At 56.3% G+C, this 2,208-nt stretch carries 2 protein-coding genes; both read right to left on the reverse strand.

Annotated features, from left to right (window positions below; translation table 11 throughout):
• Window positions 1–1,501 (reverse strand): IS1182 family transposase (locus ACR0C6_RS20995; protein WP_480621031.1); only part of this gene is annotated, 1,501 nt, incomplete at its 3' end.
• Between the two features lie 151 nt (window positions 1,502–1,652).
• The coding region (locus ACR0C6_RS21000; protein WP_480621033.1) for a transposase at window positions 1,653–2,208 on the reverse strand (556 nt) is incomplete at its 5' end.

The raw sequence follows: 2,208 nt of genomic DNA on the forward strand, positions 1-2,208 counted from the left end.
GCATCATCTGTGGAAGCGCCTTTCGATCTAAACGATCCAGAGAGTGGCCCTGTCGAAAGCCAAAATGACGATCCAATGCGCCGTGACAGCGTTCGGTGCAGAATTCTGTGATGGCATGTCGAAAAACTGTGCAGACGTTCCGCGGCACATAAAAATAAGCTGATAAAATAGGCATGCTGGTGGCGGCGAGGAGGAATTCGTCGGTTGCACCACAAGGGCCACGTAATCGGAGTCGTCCCAGCCCGAGAATGCGTTTGAGGTGGGCAAACAGCATCTCAACCTTCTTTCGGAGCTTTGCCGAGACTTTGTATTGGGGCGTTTTGCGAATGGCGCGTGCCACATCGCGTGCGTCTTCATGTTCTTCGCGGGTGATTTTGCGAGCATCGGCGTTTGGGCAGCACTTCATCTTCGACGGGCACGCCAGGCAGGTGTGTTTGAGGGCCTGATACTTGGCCACGCCCTTGCCCGTCGGGCCACGGTTCGGATCAGAGTAGTTGCGACGAAACTGCTTGAGCGCTTCGCCCTCAGGGCAGATGTATTGGTTGTTCTCGGGATCCCATTCAAAGTCTGCACGGGACCATGTGCCATCTGTCCGGCCAGCTTTGTCGATAACGGGAATGTGCGGCGCGATCTTGCGCTTCACCAGCCAGTCCAGCATGGGGCCGGAACCGTAAGCGGTATCTGCGATTAACCGTTCTGGGTGCAGGTCGAACTTGTCTTTGACCCGGTTCAACATCGTCTTTGTTGAACCGACTTCTGCCTGTCGGATTGATCTGGTGGCTTCGACATCGACGATTACACCGTGATCCGTATCAATCAGATAATTGTCGGAATAGCTGAAGAATGCAGGGCCTTTGCGGGCTGCAGTCCATTGGCTGGCGGGGTCAGAATGTGAGGTGAACTTGGGCTGTACCTCGCTGGCCGCGCCGAATGCCGCCTCGTCCAGCGTGTCGAGATACTCGCGGACCGCGCGGGACGCATCTGCCGGGTCAATGCTTGCCGCGTCCCAGTCTTCCTTCGGTGTTGAGTTCCGTTTGTTAGCATCGGCTTCGATCAGGCTGGCATCAATCGCCATGCGCTGGCCGCTGACGAGACCTTCCTCAATGCAGCGTGCCACAGTTGTCTCAAACAGACGACGCAACAGTTCGCTTTCCCGGAAACGGCCGTGCCGGTTCTTGGAAAACGTGGAATGGTCTGGCACCCGGTCGTTCAAGTCGAGACGGCAGAACCAGCGGTATGCCAGGTTCAAATGCACCTCTTCGCAGAGCCGTCGCTCGGATCGAATACCGAAGCAATAGCCAACCAACAGCATGCGGATCAGCAGTTCGGGATCGACGGAGGGCCGGCCCGTGTGGCTGTAGAAATCCGTAAGGTGCGCGCGAATGCTGCCCAGATCGACGAACCGGTCAATCGAGCGCAAAAGGTGGTCTTGCGGGACATGATCCTCCAGCGAGAACTCGTAAAACAGCGACGCTTGCGCTTCCTGTCTCGGTCCCATCATGGCTGATCCCTCCCTTTAGGAAGAATTGAATCAGCAACTTACCAACCGATCAAGCCCGAGTTTTTCAACAAAATAGGCTGATTCTGTTGAAAAACAACGTGTTGCTGACGCAGAAAGTGGTGCTTTGAACAGAGCGCGAGTGCGTTTCCATTCAGGCTTTGCGCATTTGCTGCGGTGCAGGGAATATCTTGGCCAGTTTGCGGAGGTTTTGGGCTGTGGCGGCGAGGAGAAATTCGTCATTTGCACCGCATGGGCCACGTAATCGGAGCCGTCCCATCCCGAGGATGCGTTTGAGGTGGGCGAAAAGCATCTCGACCTTCTTTCTGAGTTTCATCGAGATGTCGTATTGCTTGGTCTTGGCGATGTCGCGTGCGACCTGACGGGCGTCTTCGTGCTCCTCACGGGTGATCTTGCGAGCTTCGGTGTTTGGACAGCATTTGGCTTTGGATGGACAGATCTGACAGACCTCTTTCAAGGCGCGATAACGTGCAGTGCCCTTGCCAGTCGGCCCCCTGTTCGGGTCTGAGTAGTTACGGCGGAACTGCTTCAGGGCGTGACCTTCGGGACAGACATATTGATCGTTTTCTGCGTCCCACTCAAAGTCGGCGCGGGTCCAGGTGCCATCGTTGCGGCCGGACTTATCGAAGACCGGGATATGTGGTGCGATCTTGCGGTCGACAAGCCAACCCAGGTGCGGCCCGGTGCCA

The organism is Ruegeria sp. AL12 (assembly GCF_056540885.1).